Source organism: Pseudomonas sp. Hp2, assembly GCF_006386585.1.
In the GTDB taxonomy this organism is placed as follows: Bacteria; Pseudomonadota; Gammaproteobacteria; order Xanthomonadales; family Xanthomonadaceae; genus Pseudomonas_S; species Pseudomonas_S boreopolis.
The window spans coordinates 79,223-104,605 of record NZ_VAHJ01000005.1 but is presented as its reverse complement, the minus strand read 5'-3'; the positions used below and the strand labels follow the sequence as shown (position 1 = coordinate 104,605).

At 70.8% G+C, this 25,383-nt stretch carries 14 protein-coding genes and 1 pseudogene; 9 read left to right on the top strand and 6 right to left on the bottom strand.

Annotated elements, in window-relative coordinates; all coding sequences use genetic code 11:
* Nucleotides 1-32: 32 nt before the first annotated feature.
* Nucleotides 33-11,441 (bottom strand): ESPR-type extended signal peptide-containing protein, encoded by an 11,409-nt coding sequence (locus FD678_RS20440; RefSeq protein ID WP_218569762.1) that lies wholly within the window; start codon nt 11,439-11,441, stop codon nt 33-35.
* 968 nt (nt 11,442-12,409) lie between these two features.
* Here FD678_RS20440 and FD678_RS15325 point away from each other — a divergent pair.
* Complete coding sequence (locus FD678_RS15325) at nt 12,410-13,837, top strand: sensor histidine kinase (RefSeq protein ID WP_177497842.1); 1,428 nt, start codon at nt 12,410-12,412, stop codon at nt 13,835-13,837.
* A 24-nt stretch (nt 13,838-13,861) separates the two neighbouring features.
* Here FD678_RS15325 and FD678_RS15320 read toward each other — a convergent pair whose 3' ends face one another.
* The 3 genes from FD678_RS15320 to FD678_RS15310 all read right to left on the bottom strand — a co-directional run bounded on the left by FD678_RS15320 (nt 13,862) and on the right by FD678_RS15310 (nt 17,996).
* Nucleotides 13,862-16,111, bottom strand: a complete 2,250-nt coding sequence (locus FD678_RS15320; protein WP_177497840.1) for a ligand-binding sensor domain-containing protein — start codon at nt 16,109-16,111, stop codon at nt 13,862-13,864.
* 144 nt (nt 16,112-16,255) lie between these two features.
* On the bottom strand, nt 16,256-16,957 hold the full coding sequence (locus FD678_RS15315; protein ID WP_256661957.1) for a response regulator transcription factor: 702 nt from the start codon (nt 16,955-16,957) through the stop codon (nt 16,256-16,258).
* Between the two features lie 208 nt (nt 16,958-17,165).
* Nucleotides 17,166-17,996 carry an aminotransferase class IV family protein gene (locus tag FD678_RS15310; RefSeq protein ID WP_140725602.1) on the bottom strand — a complete coding sequence of 277 codons (831 nt, stop codon included), beginning with the start codon at nt 17,994-17,996 and terminating at the stop codon, nt 17,166-17,168.
* 79 nt (nt 17,997-18,075) lie between these two features.
* On the opposite strand from FD678_RS15310, the gene FD678_RS15305 reads away from it, so the two are divergent.
* From FD678_RS15305 to accC, 5 genes and pseudogenes are all read left to right on the top strand, one after another.
* Nucleotides 18,076-18,492: a MerR family transcriptional regulator gene (locus tag FD678_RS15305; protein WP_140725599.1), complete on the top strand. Its 417-nt coding sequence runs from the start codon at nt 18,076-18,078 to the stop codon at nt 18,490-18,492.
* Between the two features lie 135 nt (nt 18,493-18,627).
* Nucleotides 18,628-19,074, top strand: coding sequence for a type II 3-dehydroquinate dehydratase (aroQ, locus tag FD678_RS15300; RefSeq protein WP_140725596.1), 447 nt, complete (start codon nt 18,628-18,630; stop codon nt 19,072-19,074).
* Nucleotides 19,075-19,167: 93 nt separating this feature from the next.
* Nucleotides 19,168-19,653, top strand: coding sequence for an acetyl-CoA carboxylase biotin carboxyl carrier protein (gene accB / locus FD678_RS15295; RefSeq protein ID WP_140725593.1), 486 nt, complete (start codon nt 19,168-19,170; stop codon nt 19,651-19,653).
* A gap of 20 nt (nt 19,654-19,673) precedes the next feature.
* Nucleotides 19,674-20,018 (top strand): annotated as a pseudogene (locus FD678_RS15290) (four helix bundle protein); the annotation flags it as partial.
* An 86-nt stretch (nt 20,019-20,104) separates the two neighbouring features.
* Nucleotides 20,105-21,472, top strand: a complete 1,368-nt coding sequence (accC, locus tag FD678_RS15285) for an acetyl-CoA carboxylase biotin carboxylase subunit (RefSeq protein WP_140725590.1) — start codon at nt 20,105-20,107, stop codon at nt 21,470-21,472.
* 71 nt (nt 21,473-21,543) lie between these two features.
* Here accC and FD678_RS15280 read toward each other — a convergent pair whose 3' ends face one another.
* Complete coding sequence (locus FD678_RS15280) at nt 21,544-21,912, bottom strand: hypothetical protein (protein ID WP_140725586.1); 369 nt, start codon at nt 21,910-21,912, stop codon at nt 21,544-21,546.
* Nucleotides 21,909-22,856, bottom strand: coding sequence for a hypothetical protein (locus FD678_RS15275; protein ID WP_140725583.1), 948 nt, complete (start codon nt 22,854-22,856; stop codon nt 21,909-21,911). Before FD678_RS15275 ends, FD678_RS15280 begins: the two co-directional genes overlap by 4 nt.
* Before the next feature lie 258 nt (nt 22,857-23,114).
* Here FD678_RS15275 and prmA point away from each other — a divergent pair, with 258 nt between their 5' ends.
* The 3 genes from prmA to fis all read left to right on the top strand — a co-directional run bounded on the left by prmA (nt 23,115) and on the right by fis (nt 25,199).
* Nucleotides 23,115-24,035, top strand: coding sequence for a 50S ribosomal protein L11 methyltransferase (gene prmA / locus FD678_RS15270; protein ID WP_140725580.1), 921 nt, complete (start codon nt 23,115-23,117; stop codon nt 24,033-24,035).
* Between the two features lie 44 nt (nt 24,036-24,079).
* A complete protein-coding gene (locus FD678_RS15265; protein WP_140725577.1) occupies nt 24,080-24,814 on the top strand; it encodes a DUF3426 domain-containing protein in 735 nt (244 codons plus the stop codon).
* A 112-nt stretch (nt 24,815-24,926) separates the two neighbouring features.
* A complete protein-coding gene (gene fis, locus FD678_RS15260; protein WP_140725574.1) occupies nt 24,927-25,199 on the top strand; it encodes a DNA-binding transcriptional regulator Fis in 273 nt (90 codons plus the stop codon).
* Nucleotides 25,200-25,383: the final 184 nt, after the last annotated feature.

Sequence of the window (25,383 nt, the reverse complement as noted above, 5' to 3'; positions counted from 1 at the left end):
CGTGCGCGTGCAGGGCCCGTCGCGCATGGGAGCTACCACTGGATTCCCGCGCCCACCGCGAAGCCCCAATCGTGCTGGGTGTTGCCGCTGGCCTGGGCCTTGTAGACATAGCGGCCGTTGTCGGTGATGCCCGACAGGCCGACCGCCATGCCGTACTCGCCCTGGTATCCGCCGAAGCCCATCGCCAGCATGCTCTTGCCCGGCAGGTAGGCCTGCGGCATGCCGGCCATGGCCATGGCCGACGACGCCGCCGCCCGATAGCCGCGCTCCATCAGGCCGAGGCGGGAATCGGTGTACTGGTTGGCGGCGTTGATGGCCTGGTTCATGCCCGAGCTCAGCTGGTTGACGTTGACCGCGTCGGTACCCGCGATGCCGGGCGCCACGCCGGTGATCGTGCGACCGCCCACGTTCACCTCGCCGGTCGAGTTGCTGCTGCCCACGTAGGCGGCGTTGTAGCCGGCCTGCGCGCCCACGGTGGTGGCCGAACCGTTGCCGATCGCGACGCTGTTGGCATGCGTGGCCTTGGAACCGGCACCCAGCGCCGCCGCGTTCTCCGCCGAGGCGCTGCTGTTGGAGCCCACCGCGGTGCTGTTGCCCGCGCTGGCGGTGGCCTTCACGCCGCTGGCCACCGCGTTGGTGCCGGTCGCGCCGTCGTTGTTGTAGTTGCCGCCCTGCACGCCGCCGTCGTTGACGCTGTAGTAGTGCGTCGCCGTCGCGTTGACCTGGTTCTGCACCGCCTGCAGCTGGGCGACGTTGACCGCGTCGCTGGCCGCGGTGCCGGCCGCCACGCCGGTGATCTGCCGGTACAGGCCATTGCTCGCGTCGCCGACGCCGACCGCGCCGGAGGTGCTGGTGGTGGCCGCGATGGCCGCGGTCTGCGCGGCGTTCGCGCCGGTCGGCACGTAGCCGGCCACGCCGGCACCGGTGCTGGAGACCGAGTCCGCGCCGAGCGCGACGCCGCCTTCCGTGGTGGCCTGCGCACCGGAGCCGACCGCGACCGAGGTCGCGCCGGTGGCGTTGCTGTTGGCGCCCATCGCCACGCCGCCCTGGCCGCTCGCCGCCGCATTGACGCCGGCGGCCACCGCGTTCACGCCGCTGGCGCCGTCGTTGGCGTAGTTGCCGCCCTGCACGCCGCCGTCGTTGACGCTGTAATAGTGCGCGGCGCTGGCGTTGACGGTGTTGCTCAGGTTCTCGATCGCCTGGTTGGTCGCGAACAGCTGCGAGCCGTTGACCGCGTCCGTGCTGGAGGCCGAGATGCGCCCGGCGGCCACGTTGGTGAGGGTGCGTTCGGCGCCGACGCTGCCCACGCTCACGGTGCCCACCGGCGCGGCGCCGGCGAAGGTATAGCCGGAACCGTTGATGATGACGCCCGAGGTCGCCACCGCGGCCGCCGTCACCGCGTTTGCGCCCAGAGCCACGCTGTTGGCGGTGCCGGCGGTGGCGCCCACGCCGATGGCCACGGCGTTGTCGCCGCTGGAGGCCGCGCCCACGCCGGCCGCCAGCGAGTTGATGCCGGTGGCGCCGTCGTTGGCGTAGTTGCCGCCCTGCACGCCGCCATCGTTGACGCTGTAGTAGTGCGTGGCGGTGGCGTCGACGACGTTGCTGAGCTCTTCGATCGACTGGTTGGTCGCGAACAGCTGCGAGCCGTTGATCGCGTCGGTCGAGGTGCCCGAGATCCGCCCGGCCGCGACGTTGGTGAGGGTACGCTCGGTACCGACCCCGCCGATGCTGATCGTGCTGGTCGGGTTGGTGCCGGCGAAGGTGTAGGTCCTGTTGCCGATTACCACGCTCGACGTTCCCACCGCCGCCGCGGTCACCGAGCCGGCGCCGAGCGCGACGCTGCCCGGCTCGTTGGCGGTGGCGCCGGCGCCCAGGGCCATGGACTGGATGCCGTTGGAGACCGCATTGGTGCCGAGCGCGACGCCGTCGGCGAAGTTGACGGTCGAGTCCTGGCCGATCGCGATGCCGCCCGGGGCGTTCATCTGCACGATGGCGCCATTGCCCATGCCGATGCCGTTGTCGCCGTTGACCGTGGTGCGCGGGCCGATGGCCACGGACTCGGCCCCGACCGCCAGCGAATCGGCGGCCGTCGAGTTGGCGTGGAAGTACATCGTCGGGGTCACCGCGAACGAGCTCAGCGAGCCCTTCAACTGGCGCAGCGTGACCGCGTCCTGGTCCTCGGTGCCATCGGCGACGTTGGTGATCTGCCGGTACGAGGTGGCGTTGCCGACCGATACCGCGCCGAGCAGGGTCTTGTCGGTGGTGTTGTAGGGGATCAGGCCGGTGCCGGAGATGATGCCGCCGGTCTGCGGCGCCAGCGTGCGATCGGATACCGATCCCGCGCCCAGCGCGAGCCCGCCGTTGGTCGCCACGCGGCTGCCCGAACCGATCGCCACGCCCTGCGCCGCCTGCGCCGTCGCGGTGTTGCCCACCGCGATCGACTGCGCTCCGGCGGCGCTGGCGCCCACGCCCGCCGCCAAGGAGTTGGTGCCGGTGGCACCGTCGTTGGCGTAGTTGGCACCCTGGGTGCCGCCGTCGTTGACGCTGTAGTAGTGCGTCAGCTGGCCTTGCACGGTGCTGAGCTGGCTGACGTTCACCGCGTCGGTCGGGTTGACGCCCGCTGCGACGTTGGTGATCGTCTTGTTCCCGGCATCGATGCCGTTGATCGTCACGCTCGGCCCGCCGGCGATGGTCAGGCCGTTGGTGTTCAGCACCGTGCCGCCCGCCGTCACGCTGTCGACCGCGATATCGTCGGCCAGGTCGAAGGTCACGTCGTTGCTGGTCGTGCTCTTGGACACCACCAGGTTGCCGTCGGTGTTGCTCATGTCCACGCTGTTGCCGGTCGCACTGTTCACGCCGACGTTGGTGGCATTGGTGCCATTCGCGCTGACCGTCCAGCCGCTGCCGAGGGTTTCCACGGCCTGGTTGGTGGCGAACAACTGCGAACCGTTGATCGCGTCGGTCGAGGTGTTCGACACGCGGCCGGCTGCGACATTGGTGATGGTGCGCTCGGCGCCGACTGCACCGACACTGACCGTGCTGGCCGGGGCGGTGCCCGCGAAGGCATAGGTGGTGCCGTTGATCGTGGCGCTCGGCGTAGCCACGGCCGCCGCTGTTACCGAACCGGAACCGAGCGCGACGCTGCCTGCCTCGCTCGCCGTGGCGCCCGCACCCACCGCCACGGCCTGGGCCGCGGTGGAACTGGCCCCTACGCCCGCCGCCAAGGAGTTGGTGCCGGTGGCACCGTCGTTGGCATAGTTGGCGCCTTGGGTGCCGCCGTCGTTGACGCTGTAGTAGTGCGTCAGCTGGCCGGTGATGTTGGTGACCTGGTTGGCGACGTTGTCGACCGCCGAGTTGGTCGCGAACAACTGCGAGCCGTTGATCGCATCGGTCGAGGTATCGGAGACCCGCCCGGCCGCGACGTTGGTGATCGTGCGCTCGGCGCCGGCCGCGCCCACGCTGACCGTGCTGGCGGGGTTGGTGCCGGCGAAGGTATAGGCCGTGCCGGCGATGGTAGCGCCCGGCGTGGCGACCGCCGTCGCCGTCACCGAGCCCGAACCGAGCGCGACGCTGCCTGCCTGGTTTGCGGTCGCACCCGCACCCAGCGCCAAGGACTGGTTGCCGCCCGCTACCGCGTTGTTGCCCACGGCCACCGCCTGGGCCGCGGTCGAACTGGCGCCCACGCCGGCCGCCAGCGAGTTGGCGCCGGTGGCGCCATCGTTGGCGTAGTTGCCGCCCTGCACGCCGCCGTCGTTGACGCTGTAGTAGTGCGTGGCGGTGGCGTCGACGACGTTGCTGAGCTCTTCGATCGACTGGTTGGTGGCGAACAGCTGCGAACCGTTGATCGCGTCGGTCGAGGTATTCGACACGCGGCCGGCCGCGACATTCGTGAGAGTGCGCTCGGCGCCCGGGGCACCGATGCTCACGGTCGAGGCCGGAGCCGTTCCCGCGAAAGTGTATGCAGTACCGTTGATCGTGGTGCCTGTCGTGGCGACCGCGGCCGCCGTCACCGAGCCCGAACCGAGCGCGACGCTGCCCGCCTCGTTGGCGGTCGCGCCTGCGCCCAACGCCAGGGCCTGGGCCCCGCCCGCGACTGCGCTGCTGCCTACCGCTACGGCCTGGGCCGCGGTGGAGCTGGCACCCACGCCGGCCGCCAGCGAGTTCACGCCGGTCGCGCCATCGTTGGCGTAGTTCGCACCCTGGGTGCCGCCGTCGTTGACGCTGTAGTAATGCGTCAGCTGGCCTTGCACGGTGCTGAGCTGGCTGACGTTCACCGCGTCGGTCGGGTTCACGCCCGGCGCGACGTTGGCGATCGTCCGGTTGCCGGCATCGATGCCGTTGATCGTCACGCTCGGCCCGCCGGCGATGGTCAGGCCATTGTTGTTCAACACGGTGCCGCCCGTGGTCACGCTGTCCACGGCGATGTCGTTGGCGAGATCGAAGGTCACGTCGTTGCTGGTCGTGCTCTTGGACACCACCAGGTTGCCGTCGGTGTTGCTCATGTCCACGCTGTTGCCGGTCGCACTGTTCACGCCGACGTTGGTGGCATTGGTGCCATTCGCGCTGACCGTCCAGCCGCTGCCGAGGGTTTCCACGGCCTGGTTGGTGGCGAACAGCTGCGAACCGTTGATCGCGTCGGTCGAGGTGTTCGACACGCGGCCGGCCGCGACATTGGTGATGGTCCGCTCTGCGCCGGCTGCACCGACACTCACCGTGCTGGCCGGGGCGGTGCCCGCGAAGGCATAGGTGGTGCCGTTGATCGTGGTGCTCGGCGTAGCCACGGCTGCCGTCGTCACCGAGCCCGAACCGAGTGCGACGCTGCCCACCTGGTTGGCGGTGGCGCCCGCACCCAGCGCCAGCGCCTGGTCGCCTCCGGCGACCGCGTTGTTGCCCACGGCGGCCGCCTGTGCACCGGTGGAATTGGCCCCTACGCCCGCCGCCAAGGAGTTGGTGCCGGTGGCACCGTCGTTGGCATAGTTGGCGCCCTGGGTGCCGCCGTCGTTGACGCTGTAGTAGTGCGTCAACTGGCCTTGCACGGTGCTGAGCTGGCTGACGTTCACCGCGTCGGTCGGGTTCACGCCCGGCGCGACGTTGGTGATCGTCCGGTTGCCGGCATCGATGCCGTTGATCGTCACGCTCGGCCCGCCGGCGATGGTCAGGCCGTTGGTGTTCAACACCGTGCCGCCCGCCGTCACGCTGTCGACCGCGATATCGTCGGCCAGGTCGAAGGTCACGTCGTTGCTGGTCGTGCTCTTGGACACCACCAGGTTGCCGTCGGTGTTGCTCATGTCCACGCTGTTGCCGGTCGCACTGTTCACGCCGACGTTGGTGGCATTGGTGCCATTCGCGCTGACCGTCCAGCCGCTGCCGAGGGTTTCCACGGCCTGGTTGGTGGCGAACAACTGCGAACCGTTGATCGCGTCGGTCGAGGTGTTCGACACGCGGCCGGCTGCGACATTGGTGATGGTCCGCTCGGCGCCGACTGCACCGACACTGACCGTGCTGGTCGGGGCGGTGCCCGCGAAGGCATAGGTGGTGCCGTTGATCGTGGTGCTCGGCGTAGCCACGGCCGCCGCCGTCACCGAGCCCGAACCGAGTGCGACGCTGCCCACCTGGTTGGCGGTAGCGCCCGCACCCAGCGCCAGCGCCTGGTCGCCTCCGGCGACCGCGTTGTTGCCCACGGCGGCCGCCTGTGCACCGGCGGAACTGGCCCCTACGCCCGCCGCCAAGGAGTTGGTGCCGGTGGCACCGTCGTTGGCATAGTTGGCGCCTTGGGTGCCGCCGTCGTTGACGCTGTAGTAGTGCGTCAGCTGGCCGGTGATGTTGGTGACCTGGTTGGCGACGTTGTCGACCGCCGAGTTGGTCGCGAACAGCTGCGAGCCGTTGATCGCATCGGTCGAGGTATCGGAGACCCGCCCGGCCGCGACGTTGGTGATCGTGCGCTCGGCGCCGGCCGCGCCCACGCTGACCGTGCTGGTCGGCGCCGTGCCGGCAAAGGTATAGGCCGTGCCGGCGATGGTGGCGCCCGACGTGGCGACCGCCGCCGCCGTCACCGAGCCCGAACCGAGCGCGACGTCGCCTGCACTGGCGGTCGCGCTCGCGCCGTCGCCGATCGCGACGTTCCCGGCTACGCCTGCCGCACCGGCCGTCGAGCCATTGCCGAGTGCCACGCTGCCTTGCCCGATCGCCTTGTTGTTGTTGCCGACGGCAACCGCGCCGTTGGCCTGGTTCGTGGCCGCGGCCGTCGCCGTGCCGTCGCTGTTGGCGATGTTGTTCGCGCCCAGCGCGAGCGCGCCGGTGCCGCTGGCATAGTTCGGATCGCCGATCGCCACGGCGCCGTTGCCGTAGACCGTCTGGCTCTCGCCCAGCGCCACGGCCCCCGTGCCGCCGAGCACCTGCGAATTGCGGCCGCCGGCGATCGAGCCGGGGCCCGACGTGGCGGCGACCGTATTCGTATCGCCGATCGCCACGGTGGATGCCGCAAGCGCCTGGGAACGGTTGCCGACCGCCGTCGACTGATCCCCTGCGGCATCCGCACGCGCGCCAAGCCCCACGCTGGCGATGCCTGCCGATTGCGCGAGATAGCCTCCCGCCACGCTCGCATTGCCGTTCGCTACCGCGTTGGTGCCGATCGCAGTGCTGAAGTTCCCGGACGCATTCGCGAGAGCGCCCACTGCCGTGGACCTGGTAAGGCCCTGCGCCTGCGCGCCATAACCCAGCGCGGTGCTCATGTTGGTCGTCGCCCTGGCGTTGAAACCGAGCGACACCGAGGAAAGCCCGTCCGCGACCGCCAATTGGCCGATCGCAACGGCACTACCGCCGGACGCGCTGGCGCCAAGACCGACCGCAACGCCATTTTGCCCCGCCGCGGCTGCCGATACGCCGACGGCCAGCGAGTTCGCCCCGGTGGCGCCGTCGTTGTTGTAGTTGGCGCCCTGGGTACCGCCGTCGTTGACGCTGTAGTAGTGCGTCAGCTGGCCGGTGATGTTGGTGACCTGGTTGGCGACGTTGTCGACCGCCGAGTTGGTCGCGAACAATTGCGAGCCGTTGATCGCATCGGTCGAGGTATCGGAGATCCGACCGGCCGCGACGTTGGTGATCGTGCGCTCGGCGCCGGCCGCGCCGATGCTGACCGTGCTGGCGGGGTTGGTGCCGGCGAAGGTGTAGGCGGTGCCGCCGATCGTCGCGCTGGCGGTGCCGACCGCCGCGGCGGTGGTGCTGCCCGAGCCGAGCGCCACCGCGCCGGCATTGCCGGCCGTGGCCCCCTGGCCCAGGGCGGTGCCGCTCTGGGCCGAGACCGTGGCGGAAGCGCCGACCGCCGTGCCGTTGGCCGCTCCCGCGTTGGCGAGGACGCCGACCGCGGTCGCCTGGTCGGCCGATGCGGTGGCGTTCAGGCCGAGCGCGCTGGACCAGGTCCCGGTCGCGGACGTACCGGTGCCGAGCGCGGTGCTGCCCTGGCCAGTGGCGGTGGAAGAGTTGCCGAGCGCGACGGCTTCGAACGAGGTGAAGCCGCCGGGAAGCGCCGTGCCGGGGGACCCGCTCGCGTTGGCGTTCACGCCGATCGCGATCGGAGAGCCGTCGCCGCCGGTGACCACGGCGCTCGCGCCGCTTCCCAGGGCGATCGCCGCTCCGGAACCGCCAGCGGCGGTGGCCCGGGTACCGATGGCCACGGTCTGCCCCGGCAACGCGCTGGCCTGGTAGCCGACCGCCACCGCTCCCTCGCCGGACGCGTTGGCGCCGACACCGGCCGCCAACGCATTGGTGCCGGTCGCACCGTCGTTGATGTAGTTCGCACCGGCCGTGCCGCCGTCGTTGACGCTGTAGTAGTGCAGCGGCGTGCTCGCGGCGATCGCCGCGATCGCCTGGTTGGTGGCGAACAGCTGGCTGCCGTTGATCGCGTCGGTGGAGTTCTGTTCGATCCGGCCGGCCGCGACGTTGGTGATCGTGCGCTCCGCCCCGGCCGCGCCGATGCTCACCGTGCTGGCCGGATTGATGCCGGCGAAGGTATAGGCGGTGCCGCCGATCGTGGTGCCGGCGGTGCCGACCGCCGCGGCGGTGGTGCTGCCCGAGCCGAGCGCCACCGCGCCGGCATTGCCGGCCGTGGCGCCGCTGCCCAGCGCAAGCGCATTGGCCGCCGTCACGCTCGCGGTATCGCCCATCGCCAGGCCGGAGGGCGCGTTGGCGACGGTCGATCCCCAGCCGATGGCGATGCCGTTGGTCGATGCGGCATCGACTGCCAGGCCGGTGTTCGCGCCGATGGCGATGCTGCCGTCGCCCGCGGCGACGATCTGGTTGCCGAGGGCGGTCGCGTTGGTGGCGGTCGCCTGGGCGAGGTTGCCGATCGCCACGCCCTCCAGCCCGCTCGCGTTGGACTGGCTGCCGATCGCGACGCTGGTGCCGCCGCTGGCCCGGGCGAGCGGGCCGATCGCCGTGTCCGCCACGCCCGACGCCTGCGCCTGGGTACCGATCGCGGTGGCGTTGAGCGTGCTCGCCACGCTGCTGGTGCCCAGCGCGAGGGAGTTGACGCCCGAGGCGGTCGAGTTGTTGCCGAAGACGAAAGCGCCATCGGCCGAGGCGGTCGAGGTCACGCCGACCGCGGCCGAATTGCCGCCGCTGGCCACGGTCTGCACGCCGGCCGCCAGCGCATTGGCGCCGGTGGCGCCGTCGTTGTTGTAGTTGCCGGTCGGGCTGCCGCCGTCGTTGACGCTGTAATAGTGGCTTGCCGCGCCGGCGATGCTCGCCTCCAGCGCCTGGTTGGTGGCCCACAGCTGCGAGCCGTTGATCGCGTCGGTGGAGGTCTGCGCGATCCGCCCGGCCGCGACGTTGGTGATGGTGCGCTGGTTGGTGGTGCTGCCGACGCTCACGGTGCTCGTCGGGTTGGCGCCGGCGAAGGTGTAGTTCGTCCCGCCGATGGTGACGCCGGCCGTGCCGACCGCGGCCGCGGTGGTCGAGCCGTTGCCCAGCGCGACGTCGCCGAAGTTGTTGGCGGCGGCCGAGTTCCCGAGCGCCAGCGTGCTGTTGGCGTTCGCGCTGGCACCGGCACCCATGGCCAGTGCGTTCGTCCCGTTCGCGGTGCTGATCCTGCCGATGGCGATGGCGCTCCCGCCGGTGGCGCTCGAACTGGTACCGATGGCGATGCTCTGGTCGGTGTTGGCCACCGCCGTGTCGCCGAACGCCACGGCACCGGCGGCCAGCGCCTTGCTCGTGCTGCCGATCGCGACGCTGCCCTGGCCGACCACCGTGTTCTGGTAGCCGATGCCGACCGCGCCCTGCGCCGCGGTACCGGGCGTGCTCACCGCCTGGCCGCCGCCACCGACCATGTTGGTATTGCCCATCGCCACCGAGCCGTTGCCGGTGGCGGTGTTGTCCAGGCCCGAGGCGATCGCGCCGTTGCCGCTCGCGGTGTTGGGATCGCCGATCGCCACGGCGCCGTCGCCGCTGGCGATGTTGCCGGAACCGACCGCCACCGCCTTGCCGCCGGTGGCGGTGGAGCCGCGGCCGATGGCGACCGCCTCATCGGCATCGGCCACGGACTCGCCGCCGATGGCGATGGCATTGGCGCCCGACGCAACGGCGCCGAGGGTGGCATTGCCGCCGACGGCCACCGAGCCGATGCCGGTGGCGCGCACGGCCGTCGCGGCGCTGTCGCCGCCGCTGCCGAGCGCCGTCGCGTAGTCGGCCGCCGCGGTGGACCGGGTTCCGACCGCAACCGCTTCTGCACCGGTTGCCTGGCTGACGGCACCCAGTGCGACCGCGCGACTCTGCGATGCCGTCACGTCCGTGCCGATCGCGATGGCGCCCTGCGCCAGTGCGCCCGATCCCGCCAGCGTGCGCGCACCCAGATTGATGGAGTTGATTTCGGAGGCGATCGACTGGAAGCCGATGGCGATGGCGTTGCGCCCGCTGGCGCTGGCGCTGCTGCCCTGCGCGACGGCATCCAGCGCGGAAGCGCGTGCCTGGGTCCCGATGGCGACCGCATTGCCCACGCTGGCATTCGCGTTCAGGCCGATCGACGTCGTCGCGTTGCTCGCCACGCCGATGCCTGCGTTGGTGCCGATGGCGATATTGTCGTTGCCGCTTACCAGGTTGCCTGCCGAAGCGTCCAGGTTGGCATCGTAGGCGACCGTGCCGTCGCCCGTGCCGAAGGCGACGTTGCGCGCACCCGTGACGCCCGAACCCGCGCCGCGCATCGCACTCGCGATGCCGCCTCCGATGGCGGTATTCTGCGCGCCGCTGACCAGCGTGCCGGCGGCGACGCCCATCGCGGCCGACCCCGTGTTGGCCGTCGTCGAACCCGCACCGGCGCCCTGGCCGACCGCAACCGTACTTGTGCCGATGGCGAGTGCCTGCGCGCCGAGCGCGAGCGAGCTGTCTCCTTGGGCCTGGGCCGCGTTCCCAAGCGCAGTGGCGGCGAGATTGGATGCCGTCGCCAGGCGGCCGCCGGCGAACGCATTGTCGCTGCTGGCGCTGGAGCCGGCGCCTATCGCGGTGGAGTTCACCCCACTGGCAGCGGCGGTGTTGCCGATGGCCGAGCCGCCGTCGGCGCTGGCGTCGGCGGTCGCACCGACCGCAAGGCTGGCGTTGGCGGTGGAGCGCGCGTTGACGCCGACGGCGATGCTGTTGGGCGTGGCTGGGGCGCCCACCACGCCAGCGAGCGCGCCCTGGCCGAGGGCGATGGACTGGTTGCCCACGGCCCTGGTCTGGAAGCCGATGGCCACGGTCCGGGTGGAGCTGGCCTCCACGTCCGTGCCAAGGGCGATGGCGCTGTCCGCCAGCGCGCCGGTTCCCGGAGCGGTGCGGGCACCCAGGTAGATGGAATTGACCCCGGTAGCCGTGGCGCCGGCTCCCATCGTCACGCCGTTGAAGCCCGTACTGGAGGCACCGCTGCCCACGGCGACCGCGCCCTGCGCCGCGGCATTGGCCAACGCCCCCACGGCAACGCCGCTGCTTCCGGTGGATTTCGACTGCACGCCGATACTGATGGCGCCCGGGCCGCTGGAGAAGACATCCGTACCGATGGCGATCGCCGATTCCCCGGTCGCTCCGGTTCCTCCGGCGCTGCGCGCACCCAGGTAGATGGCATTGATACCGGAGGCAACGGCCTGGTAGCCGAGCGCCGTGGCATTCACATTCGTGCTGCTGGCGCCATAACCCACGGCAGTGCCTCCGGCCACCGTCGCCTGGGACAGGTAGCCCACGCACATCGTGCTACCGCTGTAGTAGTTGTACGGCGACGTGGTGCAATCCACGGCCTGCGCCACTGGACTCCATCCCATCCCACCCACGCCCAGCAGCGCCGCCACGCCCGCGCCCAGCGTCACCGCCAGGCGCGAAGCCCGCTTCGTGCGTCCCGAGGTCTTGCCGCGCGGCGTGGCCAGCTCGGAGGCGACCACCAGCTGGTTGAGCGACCGGCTCCATACAAGATTGAAGATTCTGTTCATTGCGTGCTCCCTCGGTGACGAGCCAATGCGACGGTTCGCGGACGAAAACGGCAGGGCGGGCTTACGGGTTTGCGGAGGCAGGGCGCCATCGGGCCGCGCGCAAGCGCGTGGCGTGATGGAGGCGGACGTCGATGCGCAGGTGGGATGCGGCGATGGCTGCCGGCATGCGGCCGCCGTCGTCGGGCAGGCAAAGCGGATGGAGCGCCCGGCGGAGGGGGCGATGCCGGCGATGGCGCACGGAGCCGTTGCGGCCATGCGCGGCCCCGCGGCGAGCGGCACGCCCCGACGGCGGCACGCCGATGCCTCGCGGCATTTCCGTGGACAGAGCGGAGCCCCCGATCCGCGCTGACGACTTGGCCCTGCGTTCGCCGGTCCTACGCTTCATGCATTGCCCATCCCGGTGGCGATCCGAAGCACGCGGTGCGGTGGTCCCATCGCCACGCACCCGATCATGCGCGGCGACACTAGCGAGCAGCGCGCGCGATTACACGCACGGTGGCTCACGAAGAATTGCGCGCGCGCCGGGCCATGCGCCATCGCCATCGGCAACGTCTGCATCGATCGCCGCGCGCCGCGCATGCGGGGTTCGCCGGCCCGATCGCCGTCATGTCGTCCATGCCGGCGCCGGCCTGCGCGGCGCCCGCGGGCGGGCCTGCATCCCGCCCGTGCGTGACGGCACGCACGCACCTGGCGGTTCGAAACTCACCGGCGGTGAGGTTTGAGCCGAGGTGATCGTGCGATTGCTTGACCTGCATCCGGAAAAAGAGCGACTTGCATGGCTGTTTGCCATGCATGCGGGGCAACGCCACGCGATCGCGGTGCTACCCTGTCCGGCGGCGGCCCATCAGGACAGGGGACTGCATGCCGCCCTGGGTTGTCGAGCGCTGGCGCCCCGTTGTCACGGGCCGTCCGCCATCGATGGCACCGGCATGTCTTTCCAGTTCTCCCCTACCCTGCGTCAGCCCCCGATGACCCCCCACGAACCGCCCCCGTCCGCCTGCCATGGCTTCGTCGACTGGGTGAAACGGATACCTACCCGCAACGCGCGCGAACGGCGCAAGGCGCTGACGCTGCAAGCCATACTCGCCGTCACCGCGGCGACGACCCTGGTCATCGCGATCGCTTCCTGCATCGCCGCGGCCGACATGGCGAGGATCGCCGAGAACGGACTGACGCTGTTCGTGAGCGCCTACGCCGGGACATGCCTGTACCTGCTGCGCCACGGGTTCTTCCGGCTCTCGGCCGGCCTCACCGTGCTCGGCAGCCTGGTGCTGATGGGCATCAGCTACGAAACCTACGGGCTGCGCGCGCAATCCGGGCTGCAGATCACCCACCTGCTCCCGCTCCTGTTCGCGGGCCTGCTGCTGGGACGCGCCGCGGCCTGGTGGGCGGCGCTCGTCAACCTCGCGGTGCTCGCCGTGGGCGCGCACACCGACCTGCAGCTCGCCACCGACTCGACCCAGGCCTCCGACGCGCTGGCCAACCTGCTCCTGACCTGCATGAACTTCCTGGTGCTGGTGACGATCCTGGACCGCCTGGTGCTGTCCTCGCAGCGCGCGATCCACCGCAGCGAGGAACTGGCCGCGGCCTGCCAGGAACTGCAGCGGCAGGTGGAAGAGAAGGAGCGCGCCTACGAGCGCCTGCTGCAGACGCAGAAGATGGAGACCATCGGCCGGCTCTCCACCGGCATCGCCCACGACTTCAATGCCATCCTCAGCGTGATCCTGGGCCACGCCACCTCCGTGGACAAGCGCGGCGGCTCCATCGACGCGGTCCTGCCCGGCATCCGCCAGGCCGCGCAGCGCGGCGCCACCCTCACCCGGCGCCTGCTGAGTTTCAGCCGCACGCATACCCCGCAAGTGTCCACCTTCGACCTCGCCGAGGCCGTCGACGAGGTGCGCCCGCTGATACAACCGATGTTCCCGCGCGGCATCCAGGTCTCGCTGGACACCTCGGCCACCGGCCTGTGGGTCCGCGCCGACCGCGACGAACTGGTGCTGGCGCTGTTGAACATCGCCAGCAACGCCTGCGATGCGATGCCGCAGGGCGGCCGCTTCCTGCTCGCGGTCGAGCCCGACGGCACGCATGCCGCCCTGCGGCTGGAAGACACCGGCACCGGCATGTCCCCCGAGGTGCTCGCGCGCCTGTTCGAGCCGTTCTTCACCACCAAGCCCAAGGACAAGGGAACCGGCATCGGCATGGCGACCGTGCGCCGCTTCGTGACCGACCACCATGGCCAGATAAGCGTGGACAGCGCGCCCGGCCAGGGCACGCGCATCCGCATCCGGCTGCCCCTGGTCGAACCCGGGGCGGAGCAGGAGGAGGATTCCGGGCCGGCCCGGCCGTTGGTGTTCGCCAGGCAGGCCGGCACCGGGAAACGCATCGCCAACGCGTGATCGAAGGCCCGCCGGGGCCCGCGTTCAATCGGGAGCGCCTCCGCGCCGGAACGCCATCTGGCTGGCGCCGTACTGGGTCGCGCCGACCAGCGCCAGCAGGCTCAGCGAGGTGGCCAGCACCAGCACCCAGGGCCGCAGGTACCAGGGCTGCGGATTGACGATCCGCAGTTCGGCCGAGGCCGTGGACCATTCGCCGCCTTGCACGCGCGCCTGCACCTCGAACACGTGCTCTCCCCAGGGAACGGAAGGATAGAGGATGCTGCGGTTCTGCCCCGCCTCCACCCAATCGCGGTCGAACCCGCGCAGGCGGAAGCGGAAGCGGGTCTCGCGCGGGCGGCTCAGGTTGATCGCGGTGTAGTAGATCTCCAGGCTGCGCGCGAACGGCTCCAGGGTCAGGGTCGAACCGGCGATCTCCTGCCTGTGCCCGGACACGGCCACCTCTTCGATGTGCGGCCGGGGCAGCGGCGCCTGCAGGCCGGGGATCTGGCCGGGATCCAGGAACGCGAATCCTTCCACCAGCGAGAACCAGAGCCGGCCCCGCGCGTCGCGATGGCAGGGCGTGGAATGGCCGCCGTTGATCTCGGGCGGGATCAGCCCGTCGCTGGCCGCGTAGCCGATCGATTCGATGTCCTGCGCGGCGTCCCGCGGCCTCGGCAGCAACGTGACCCCGCGATTGCCGCCCAGCCACAGGCGCCCGCGCGCGTCGGCCAGGATGCACGACACCGTGTCGTCGAACAGGCCGTTGCGGCTGTCGTAGCGCTGCACCTGGCCGCCATGGATGCGGTTGAGCCCGCCGCCGTAGGTGCCCACCCACAGCGTGTCGGTGCCGCGATCCTCGTACACGGCCCGCGCGAAGCGCGAGGACAGGCCTTCCCGCGGCGTCCATCGCTCCACGACCCGGCCGGCGAGCAGCCGCAGCACGCCTTGGTCGCCGACGAACCAGGCGCCGCCGCGCGCGGCCGGAACGACGCTGTTGACGGTCATGCCCTGCAGCGCTTCGATGCGGCGTTGCCCGGTGACGCGTCCGTCCGCATCGACCGCGAGTTCGAACGTGGAACGCCCGGCACCGACCAGCAGGCGCCCGTCGCGCAGTCGCCACACGTTGATCGACGTGTCGGCCGGCCAGCGGCCGACCGGCGTGGCCCCGTCCTGGGTCAGGCGCAACAGACGTCCTTCCGCCATGCCCACCCACAGCGCGCCGCCCGGCTCCGGCGCCAGGCTGGTGACGCAATTGCGCTGCTGGCCCAGCGGCAGCGGTCGCCACGACGTGCCGTCGTCGGCCCGCCAATGGCGCAGCCCGCCGCAGGCCGATCCGAGCCACAGGCCATCGCGCCCATCCGGAACCACCGCGCGCCCGGCCATGTTCACGCCCGCGCCGGGCGCGGCGACCAACCCGAACAAGGACTGGCGCACGCGCAGCAGCCCCTTGCTGCCGCTGCCGATCCACAGGTTGCCTTCGTCGTCGCGCCCCAGGCTGGTGATGCCCATGCCGAACAGCTCGGGGATATCGCGCCATGTCCCGTCGCCGGCCTCCTCGATCAGTTGCCCGGATGCCAGCGCCACCCACCACCGGCCTGCCGCGTCCTGCATCGCCGCGGTGGGCGAGGCCACGCCGAGCGGCCACCATTGCCTCTGCCCGGGGTCGTAGCGATATAGCGCGCGCTCGGTGCCGACCAGCAGGCCGCCGCCGTCGCGCTCCAGCACCTGCACGCGGCTGGCGCCGCCGGGCAGCGGGACGCGCAGGAACCGGTCGCCGCTCCTGACGAGCAGGCCGCCGTTGCCGCCCGCATAGAGGCGACCCTGCCCGTCCTGCGCCAGGCGCGCATAGCCGGCCTCGTCCGCATCGCGCCGGATCTCCCGCTCCCGGTCCGGATCCAGCGCGATCAACCCGGCGCTGCTGGCGATCCACAGCGTCCGGTCGGCATCCTGCAGGATGTCGTTGACCTGGCAGACACCGCCGCAGAGCGGCAGGTGATGGAACGCGCCCTGCCGGTACACGCTCAACCCGGCATCCTGCGTGCCGATCCAGAGCCGTCCCGCCGTGTCCTCGTGCAGCGCCAGGACGCGGTCGCTGGCGGGGCCCGATTGCGGCGCATCGCCCATGACCTGCGCGCCGGACCACGACCGCTCGCGGAACACCGTGAACGCCAGCCCGTCGAAACGCGCCAGGCCGCCGAACGTGCCGATCCAGAGGTAGCCGTCGCCGGTCTGCAGCACGGCGTTCACCCCCGACTGCGGCAAGCCTTCGTCGCTGGTGAAGGCACGCCAGCCCACGCGATGGTCCGCCCTCACTTCCGAAGGCACCGAAGCGGACGCGCATCCCGCGAACAGGCCCATGGCCAACAGTGCCCACCACGACCGCATTGCGATGCTTCCCACGCCCTTCACTCGGCGCCAGCACGATGCTGGCGCGATCGACTACCAGTTCAGTACGTACCCCACGCTGCGCACCGCGCGCAGGGGAAGCTCCTCTTCCGCCAGTTGCTGGCATTTCCTGCGCAGGCGATGCACCAGCATCTCCAGGCGATGCGGGTCGAAATCGTGGGCGTTCTTGACCAATCGCGCGATCAGCACGTCGCGCTGCACCGGCGTGCCGGCCGACGCCGCCAGGACCGACATCACCTGCCGCTCGGCGAGGTTCATCCCGATCTCCACGCCCCGCGGCGTCACGATCGACCATCCGTTCTCGTCCAGGCGCCACTTGGCATGCCCGGGAGGCGGATCGCGCGTGTCCGTGACCACCCAGCGCGCCAGGTTGCGCAGGGTGGTGACGACCTCTTCCATGTCGACCGGCTTGGCCAGGTAGGCATCCGCGCCCGCGCGCAGGCCGCGCATCCGGTCCGGGGCGGACGCGTAGCCGGTCAGCATGACGATCCCGATGCGCGAGGACAGGCTGCGCAGGTGCGAAGTGATGCTGAAGCCGTCCTCGTCGGGCAGCCCGATGTCGAGCAGGACGAGGTCGTAGGAACGCACCGTCATCGACCGGTACAACTCCAGCGCGCCCGCCATGCCGACTACCGAAAAACCGGAGTGGGCCAGTACCGGCAGGAGAACGTCTTCCCTGAAGACCCGATCATCCTCCACCACTGCAAGCGTGGGCGGCCGACGCGCGGCCGCCATCAAGCTGGCGCCCACCATGTTTCATTTCTCCCCAAGGAAACCCAAGGCGGCTTCCAAAAAACGCGAACGTTCTCTTACGCTTTTCGCGCCGGGGCAAAGTAGCACGACGCTTCTCCGGTGAAGCGGGGCGCATACGCATTCGTGATGGGTATCACGCGCGCTTCCGCTCGCCGCTCGCATGCGGCGAAACGAGGGCGCAAGCGTCGGCTCAGGGCGAGTGCAACGGCTCGTTGGCATGGGCCTCGTGCAGCAGTCGCACGAACTCCGGCGCCGGCGGCAATACCACTTCGCCGATGCGCGACACCGCCACGCCCGGCGACCAGGAGTTCATCACCACCGCCGACAACCCGGCCAGATCGTCCAACGCAAGCGCCTGCTCGCGCTGCGGCACGCCCAGGCGCCGCAGTTGCCGCCGGGCGATGCCCATGGCGATGCCCGGCAGCACGTCGGCGATCGGCCAGACCACTTCCTTGCCGTCCCAGAAGGCCAGGTTCCAGATCGTCGCCTCGGCCACGTGCCCGGCCGGGTCGACGAAGGCGGCATCGTCGAATCCCCGGGCGACCGCCTCGCGCAGGTACCAGGTCTTGGCGACCTCGCCGACGTGCTTGTAGCGCGCCAGCGCGCGCTGGTGCGTCACCGCCATCAGCGCCAGCGGCCCGGCCGGCGGTCGAGCCGCCGCGCCGGTGCGCACCAGCATCCCGAGTTCGCCGCCGTCGGTCGCGCTGAACTCGCCGGTCCGCGAATACACCGTCGCGGTCAGCGACGCGTCCGGCGCCGAGCGCGCCAACGCCTCGCGCATCCGCGAGCGCACCCGTTCGTCGGGAATGACGCGGCCGAACATCGCCTGCGAGGCCTCGCGCAGGCGCTGCAGGTGCAGGTCCAGGCCGCGCACGCGGCCGTCCCGGACCTGCATCGCGGTGAAGTGCGCATAGCCGGCGAACGCCAGCGGCGCCAGGTCCGCCGCGGTCGCGGGGCGGTCGTCGTGCAGGACCGCGCCGGCGGCGGGGTCGTCCGGGAAGATGTCGCGCGTCGGTTGCATGGGGAAGAACTCCAGCCAGGATCGGGACGCGGAGGCTAGACTCTGACAGCACTGTCAAGGTCAAGCCCGAGGTTCCCCCATGAAGATCGGCGAACTCGCCCGCCGCAGCGGCCTGAGCGAACGCATGCTGCGCTACTACGAGCAGGCCGGACTGCTGCAGCCGGCGCGCACCTCAACCGGCTACCGCGACTACGGCGAGCAGGAACTGCTGGTGGCGCGGCGCATCCGCCAGCTCAGCGCCTCGGGACTGAAGATCGAGACGATCCGCGTGCTGCTGCCCTGCATGCGCGCGGACGCCGGCGCGCTGTTCGAGGCCTGCGACGAGATCCACGAAGCGCTCACCCGCGCCCTCGCCGGCCTGGACGCGAAGCTGCACGCGCTCGGCGCCAGCCGTACCCTCATCGCCGGCTTCCTGCGCGACCTGGACGCGCTGCACGAACCGCCCGGCGCTCTCCCCACCCCCGGCGCAGGGTCGCCCGGGACCCGGGCCGGCTAGGGGCGTACCCGCCGTCGCGGAACGCGCCGGCCCCGGCATTTTTCAAACAGCCATTTCAAACGCGATGAACTTCGCCGATCTGGACAGCATCCTCGGCTTGGCGCAGACTCCCGCCCTTTCCAACCGACCCTTCGCATGGCTCGCCTGCTGCTGCTCCACGGCCCCAACCTCAACCTGCTCGGCACCCGCGAGCCGGAGGTCTATGGGCATGCCACGCTAGCGCAGATCGACCAGGCGATGATCGCCCAGGCCGCCGCGGCCGGCCACGAGCTGGTGGCGCTGCAGTCCAATGCCGAGCATGTCCTGGTCGAGCGCATCCATGCCGCCCGCGGCGACGGCACCGCGTTCGTCCTGATCAATCCCGGCGCATTCACCCACACCTCGGTCGCATTGCGCGACGCCCTGCTCGGCGTCGGCCTGCCGTTCGTCGAGGTGCACCTGTCCAACCCGCACGCACGCGAGCCGTTCCGCCACCACAGCTACCTCAGCGACAAGGCGGTGGGCGTGATCTGCGGCTTCGGCGCCGACAGCTACCGGCTGGCGCTGGACGGCGTGATCGCACGCCTGGGGCGCGAGGCGTGAACCGCCCGTCCCGTTTTCCCGTCCCGGCATAGCCGCCGCGCCGCTCGCGCGCACCCGGCTGCCGCTTCCCGTTGCACCTACCACGAGGCCGTCATGGATCTCCGCAAAATCAAGAAACTGATCGACCTGCTCGAAGAATCCAATCTCGCCGAGATCGAGATCAAGGAAGGCGAGGAAAGCGTCCGCCTGGCGCGCGCGCCGAAGGGCGGCATGGTCGCCGCCGCTCCCGCCCCGCAGTACGTGGCCGCCCCGGCCGCCGCGCCGGCCCCGGCCAGCATGCCGATGAGCTCGCCGACCGAGGCCTCCACCGGCGGCACCGCCAAGCCCGGCAACGCCCTGCCCGACGGGCACGTGCTGCGCGCGCCGATGGTCGGCACGTTCTACGCCTCGCCGGCGCCGGACAAGCCGCCGTTCGTCACCGTCGGCCAGACCGTCAAGGCCGGCGACACGCTCGCGATCATCGAGGCGATGAAGATGTTCAACCCGATCGAGGCGGACGTCTCCGGCACCGTCGTGGCGATCCTCGGCGAGAGCGGCCAGCCGGTCGAGTTCGACCAGCCGTTGTTTGTGATCGGCTGAAGAGCCGGGATTGGGGATTCGTGATTCGGGATTCGCAACAGCGGCCGCATGAGCGTCTGGACGTATGGCGCGATGCGATGACGTTGGTCGAGTCGGTCTACCGGGTCACGGAGCATTTTCCAGACTCCGAACGCTTCGGGCTCGTATCGCAGATGCGCAGAGCGGCAATCAGCATTCCCTCCAACATCGCCGAAGGTGCGGCTCGCCGCTCCACGGCGGAGTACCTGCGCTTCCTGTCGATGGCCCGCGGTTCGCTCTCGGAACTGGATACCCAAGCCCAACTCGCCGTACGACTCGGATTCCGTGATGCGGATGCATCCCTGACCATGTTGCTCGACCGCGTCTTTTCCCGACTCAATGCCCTGATTCGTTCGCTGGACGCCGCGCGCCCGGTCCGCGAGGAAGCCGCCGTTTACGAATCCCCAATCCCCAATCCCGAATCCCGAATCCCATGCTCGATAAAGTCGTCATCGCCAACCGCGGCGAAATCGCGCTGCGCATCCTGCGCGCCTGCCACACGCTGGGCATCCGCACGGTCGCGGTGCACTCCACCGTCGATCGCAACCTCAAGCATGTCGCCATGGCCGACGAGTCGGTCTGCATCGGACCGGCGCCCTCGTCGGAGAGCTACCTCAACATCCCGGCGCTGATCGCCGCGGCCGAGGTCACCGATGCGCAGGCGATCCATCCCGGCTACGGCTTCCTGTCGGAGAACGCCGACTTCGCCGAGCGCGTGGAGCAATCCGGCTTCATCTTCATCGGGCCCAAGGCCGACACGATCCGCCTGATGGGCGACAAGGTCGAGGCGATCCGCGCGATGAAGGCCGCCGGCGTGCCCTGCGTCCCCGGATCGGGCGGCCCGCTCGGCGACGACATCGTCGCCAACACCAAGATCGCCCGCGAGATCGGCTACCCGGTGATCATCAAGGCCGCCGGCGGCGGCGGCGGGCGCGGCATGCGCGTGGTGCACACCGAGAGCGCGCTGAAGACCGCGATCGAGACCACCAAGAGCGAGGCCAAGGCGGCGTTCGGCAACGACCAGGTCTACATGGAGAAGTTCCTGGAGAACCCGCGCCACATCGAGATCCAGGTGCTGGCCGACGGCCAGGGCAACGCGATCCACCTCGGCGAGCGCGACTGCTCGATGCAGCGCCGCCACCAGAAGGTGGTCGAGGAGGCCCCGGCGCCGGGCATCACCGAGGAGCTGCGCAACGAGATCGGCAAGGTCTGCGTGGAGGCGTGCATCCGCATCGGCTACCGCGGCGCCGGCACGTTCGAGTTCCTGTTCGAGAACGGCCGCTTCTACTTCATCGAGATGAACACCCGCATCCAGGTGGAGCACCCGGTGACCGAGCGCATCACCGGCATCGACCTGGTCTGCGAGCAGCTGCGCATCGCCGCCGGCCACAAGCTCAGCATCAAGCAGAGCGACATCGTGCTGCGCGGCCACGCCATCGAGTGCCGCATCAACGCCGAGGACCCGGAGACGTTCATGCCCAACCCGGGCCTGATCACCGCGTTCCATCCGCCCGGCGGCCCCGGCGTGCGCGTGGACACGCACATCTACAGCGGCTACAAGGTCCCGCCGAACTACGACTCGATGATCGGCAAGCTGATCGTGCACGGCCCGGACCGCGAGACCGCGATCGCGCGCATGCGCGTGGCGCTGAGCGAGATGGTCGTGGACGGCATCAAGACCAACATCCCGCTGCAGCAGCGCATCATGCGCGACAAGGGCTTCCAGGCCGGCGGCCAGAACATCCACTACCTGGAAAAGCGCCTGGCCGAGCGCAAGAACCAGTCGATCGCGCTGGTCTGAGGCCATCGGTCGCGGACACGAAAAAGGCGGGGATTCCCCCGCCTTTTTTCATGCCCGCGCCGGGACGCGGGTCAGCGCGCCACGGCCGCCTTCTGCTGGCTGCCCGGCACCGGCACGATGCCGTTCTTGGAACGCGGGTCCACGATCATCATCGTCTCGGTGGAGCCGTCCGGCCAGACGATCTGGAAGGTCGATCCGGTCGGCAGCGACGAGAACGGCATGCCGCTCTGCGCCCGGTAGATCGCCGCCGCCTGCGCCGCGCCGCCGCGTCGCACCTGCTCGTCGCTGTCGACCTTGGTCAAGCGCACCTGGGCGAGTTCGTTATAGCGGTGCTCGGCGGTATCGATCATGACGATGCCGACCGCCGCGGCGGAATACGCCACGAACAGCGTCACCATCAGCCAGAACTTGGCACCGTACAGCCAACGTCGGTAATTCATGACCTCACTCCCTCACCCTTGACCAGCGAAGTGATCATCTCGTCCATTCTGCTCGCCCCTTGCCGTGGCACCGCTGCGTCGTAAACAAAAGATTCGAAATCCTGCCGGCTGTCCTGCGAACAGATCCCGGCGATCGCGCAATAGCTCGTCATCAACGTGCCATCCGCGCCGCATTCCAGGCCGAGCCGGCAGGCGGCGACCTGCCAGGCCAGCTCCGCGTACTGGTCGCCGGCGACGAACCCTTCGTAGGCATCGTCGCCGCTGGCGCGCGCGCCCATGGCCAGCGACAGCGCCAGGTACGCCTCCGGGTCGCGCGAGGCCAGTACGCGCTCGACCAGATTGCGTTTATAGGCAACCGAGCTGTCCAGAGGCTGACCGGCCGACAGCAGCGCGGCCTCCGCGGCCAGGCTGCCGGACCGCGCCGCCTGGACCCGCTGGGCCAGCACCTGCTGCGCCGACAGCCCGTCCTGGGGCGTGAAACCGGCGCAGCGCGCGGCCAGGCGCGCCCTGGCGCCCACCATCGCGTTCATCCCGGCCGAGCCCTGGTGGGCGATCCACTCGCTGTCCGAAAGATAACCGGCCGGATCGAGCGCGTAGCCGGCACAGTAGTCGTATACGCGGCTCAGCATCCAGCCGGCGTCGGCATCGCCATCGGCGATCCTGGCGGCGAGCTGCTGGGCATAGCCGTACAGGTCCGCGTCCTGCTCCAGGCCGGCGCGCTGGTCGAGCGGCAGGCCGGTGGGGACGGAGGTCTCCCGGCGCGGCTCGGGCCGCACCGGCTCGCGCGCAGGCGCGGGGAAGCGCGCATGGCCGCTCGTCGCCACCTCGCCGCCGATGGCGGCGGCCAGGTCGCCCGGGCGCGACGCGCCATGCTGCCACCACGCCGCCGCGAGCACGGCAGGCGCGAGCAACAGCCACAGGTTGCGGGCACGGATGATCGGCATCGGAACGGGTCGCAAGGCGCCGCGGCCTCGAATCCTCTGCCGCGGCAATGGGGCGCAGTCTAGCGCAGGTTCCCGCCGCCGGCCGTGACGGGCCATGCCCGGCCGCCGGTGCCGCGGGCCGTCCGCGGCACGCCCCGGTCGCCCGCCGCCCCGGTGCGGCGGCACCTGCTCCGCCCGGCATGGCCACGGCCGCGCGCGCATGAAAAGCCGATGACGCGCTCTAGTAGGATGTGCACCCCCTCGCTGCGCAGAACCGCCATGCCGTTCCTCGAACTGACCCTGCACTGCACGGAAGCCACCCAGCCGCGCTTCGAGAACGCGCTGGAAGACGTCGGTGCGCTGGCGGTGACCCTGCTGGATGCCGATGCCGATACCAGCAACGAGCGCGCGATCCTGGAACCGGGCGTCGGCGAGACCCCGCTGTGGCACTCGCTGGTGCTCACCGCGCTGTTTCCCGCCGATACCGACGCGCTGGTGCTGCTGGCCGCGCTGGAGGCGTTCGATCCCGGCCTGGACTGGAGCCAGGCGTCCTTCCGCCAGGTCGAGGACGAGGATTGGGAACGCGCCTGGCTGGACCAGTTCCAGCCGATGCGGTTCGGCGAGCGCACCTTCATCGTGCCGTGGAACCACGAGCTGCCCGACGAGGCGCGCACCGGCGACGCCGCGGTGGTGCGCCTGGATCCCGGCCTGGCGTTCGGCTCGGGCACCCACCCGACCACCGCGCTGTGCCTGCGCTGGCTCGACGGGCTCGCCGCCGAAGGCGCGCTGCAGGGCCACGACGTGCTCGATTTCGGCTGCGGCTCGGGCATCCTCGCGCTGGCCGCGCTGAAGCTCGGCGCCGCCCGGGCGGTCGGCATCGACAACGACCCGCAGGCGCTGCTGGCCAGCCACGACAATGCCGAACGCAATGCCGTGGCCGACCGCCTCGCGGTCCACCTGCCCGAGCAGGAGCCGGTGCGCACGTACCCGGTGGTGGTCGCCAACATCCTCGCCTCGGCGTTGGACGCCCTGGCCGAGACGCTCGCCGCGCGCGTCGCACCGGGCGGGAGAATCGCGCTCTCCGGGATCCTGCATGGCCAGGAAGGCGAATTGCTGGAACGCTACGCCGCCTGGTTCGACGACCTGCGCACGACCCAGGACGGCGACTGGATGCGCATCGACGGGCGCCGCCGCGGCTGAGGCCGTGCTTGAATAGCCAGCCCGGGCCCTCTTTCGCATCCCGCATGAGCGACGAGAAGAAGACTCCGCATTCGCTGGCCACGTTCCTGCGCGGCCCCGCGCCTGCGCCCGAAGCCAAGCCGCAGGCCGAAGCAGGCGATGCGGACACCCCGCCGCCGCATGCGTCCACCGCGGCAGGCGCCCAGGTGCCCCCGTCCCCCGCGGACGCGCCGGTCCCGGCCGTCGAGCAGACCCCGCCCGCGTCGTCGCCCGCCCCATGGGAACAGGCACCGCGCTTCACGCGTGCCGCGCGCACCAACGCGGTGCAGCGGCGCACGCCTCCGTGGCAGTGGGCGGTGCTGGCCGCGCTGGCCCTGGTGCTGGCGATGCAGGTGCTGCTCGCCGACCGCGCGCGCCTCGCGGCGGACGCCACCTGGCGCCCCGTGCTGGCGGCGCTGTGCGCCGCATTGCGCTGCGAGCTGCCGGCCTGGCATGAACCGGCGGCCTTCACCATGCTCAACCGGGAAGTGCGCCCGGCCCCGGACCAGCGCGGCGTGCTGCAGGTCCAGGCGAGCTTCCGCAACGATGCGCGCTGGGCCCAGGCGTGGCCGTACCTGCAACTGTCGCTCTCCGATGCCGATGGCCGCGTGATCGGCAGCCGCGTGTTCTCGCCGCGGGAATACCTCGGCCACCCGGTGCCGCCGGGCGACACGCTCGCACCGGGACAGGGCACGCAGATCGCCTTCCGCGTACGGGAACCGGCCGCGAGCACGGCCGCGTTCGGCTTCGAGTTCCATTGATCGACACGGCGCGGCCGAATATGGGCGTGCACGGCCCCGCCGCTCGCGCTAGACTCGCCCCCCCTTGCTGGCGATGCCGACGCATCCCGAACCACGCTCCACGGGGAAACTCTTGAACGCTGCCACCACTCGTCCTGACATCAGCCGCGTCGCGCCGAAGTCGCCGCTGCGCGAGCACGTCGCGCAGTCCGTCCGCCGCTACCTGCGCGACCTGGACGGCAGCGAGGCCGACGATGTCTACGAGATCGTGCTGCGCGAGATGGAGATCCCGCTGTTCGTGGAAGTGCTCAACCACTGCGAAGGCAACCAGAGCCGCGCCGCGGCGATGCTGGGCATCCATCGTGCCACGCTGCGCAAGAAGCTCAAGGAATACGGGCTGATCTGAAAACCCTTTCCCGCCAGGGCGAGAAGGCGCTGCTGGCGCGCGCCGGCATGGCCGGCTGGGGTGAGGACGGGACAGGGCGCCACGCATTGCCGAGCCAGTGGCCCGCCGACGGCTGGCCGTCGCTCCCGGAAAGCAGGCAAGAACGGCACCGCGCCGAGAGGATGGAGGCAAGGCCGGTACAATA

What these genes read in the sequence shown, in the direction of transcription:
- FD678_RS15315 (WP_256661957.1), bottom strand. Translation starts at nt 16,957, where the DNA reads ATGGCGGCCGCGCGTCGGCCGCCCACGCTTGCAGTGGTGGAGGATGAT.
- FD678_RS15265 (WP_140725577.1), top strand. Translation starts at nt 24,080, where the DNA reads ATGAGCGACGAGAAGAAGACTCCGCATTCGCTGGCCACGTTCCTGCGC.
- FD678_RS15280 (WP_140725586.1), bottom strand. Translation starts at nt 21,912, where the DNA reads ATGAATTACCGACGTTGGCTGTACGGTGCCAAGTTCTGGCTGATGGTG.
- FD678_RS20440 (WP_218569762.1), bottom strand. Translation starts at nt 11,441, where the DNA reads ATGAACAGAATCTTCAATCTTGTATGGAGCCGGTCGCTCAACCAGCTG.
- prmA (WP_140725580.1), top strand. Translation starts at nt 23,115, where the DNA reads ATGCCGTTCCTCGAACTGACCCTGCACTGCACGGAAGCCACCCAGCCG.
- aroQ (WP_140725596.1), top strand. Translation starts at nt 18,628, where the DNA reads ATGGCTCGCCTGCTGCTGCTCCACGGCCCCAACCTCAACCTGCTCGGC.
- accB (WP_140725593.1), top strand. Translation starts at nt 19,168, where the DNA reads ATGGATCTCCGCAAAATCAAGAAACTGATCGACCTGCTCGAAGAATCC.
- FD678_RS15325 (WP_177497842.1), top strand. Translation starts at nt 12,410, where the DNA reads ATGACCCCCCACGAACCGCCCCCGTCCGCCTGCCATGGCTTCGTCGAC.
- accC (WP_140725590.1), top strand. Translation starts at nt 20,105, where the DNA reads ATGCTCGATAAAGTCGTCATCGCCAACCGCGGCGAAATCGCGCTGCGC.
- FD678_RS15310 (WP_140725602.1), bottom strand. Translation starts at nt 17,996, where the DNA reads ATGCAACCGACGCGCGACATCTTCCCGGACGACCCCGCCGCCGGCGCG.
- FD678_RS15275 (WP_140725583.1), bottom strand. Translation starts at nt 22,856, where the DNA reads ATGCCGATCATCCGTGCCCGCAACCTGTGGCTGTTGCTCGCGCCTGCC.
- FD678_RS15305 (WP_140725599.1), top strand. Translation starts at nt 18,076, where the DNA reads ATGAAGATCGGCGAACTCGCCCGCCGCAGCGGCCTGAGCGAACGCATG.